2 pseudogenes are annotated in these 466 nt (G+C 68.2%); both read right to left on the bottom strand.

Annotated elements, in window-relative coordinates:
• A pseudogene (locus tag J1M38_RS11585) lies at nt 1-183 on the bottom strand (2-oxoacid:ferredoxin oxidoreductase subunit beta); the annotation flags it as partial.
• Nucleotides 176-466 (bottom strand): annotated as a pseudogene (locus J1M38_RS11580) (2-oxoglutarate ferredoxin oxidoreductase subunit alpha); the annotation flags it as partial. The pseudogenes J1M38_RS11585 and J1M38_RS11580, both read right to left, overlap by 8 nt.

The raw sequence follows: 466 nt of genomic DNA, 5'->3' as shown, positions 1-466 counted from the left end.
GACGAAGACGATGTTCTCGCGGGCCAGGCCCAGCTCCGGCATGAAGCCCTGCACGGCGGCCAGCACGGCGTAGTCACCGCAGCCCGGGCACCAGCGCACCTCCTGATCGGACTTGAAGTCCTTCATCGTCTGCTTGCCCTCGGCCTTGGGCACGAGCTGGAGCAGCGTGTCGGCGTCAGTCATCGATGGCCTCCTTCAGCGCCGCGGCGAGCTGCTCCGCCTTGAACGGCATGCCGTTGACCTGGTTGTACGAGCGGGCGTCGACCAGGTACTTCGCCCTGATGAGCGTGGCGAGCTGCCCGAGGTTCATCTCGGGGATCACCACCTTGTCGTATCTGCGCAGGATCTCGCCGAGGTTGGGCGGGAAGGGGTTGAGGTGACGCAGATGGGCCTGCGCCACGGCTTGTCCGGCGCGGCGCAGGCGCCGGACCGCCGCCGTGATCGGCCCGTAGGTGGACCCCCAGCC

This window comes from Micrococcus sp. KRD070 (genome assembly GCF_017168435.1).
Classification (GTDB): Bacteria; Actinomycetota; Actinomycetes; order Actinomycetales; family Micrococcaceae; genus Micrococcus; species Micrococcus luteus.
The sequence above is the reverse complement of the archived record's forward strand: the minus strand, read 5'-3'. Positions and strand labels throughout refer to the sequence as shown.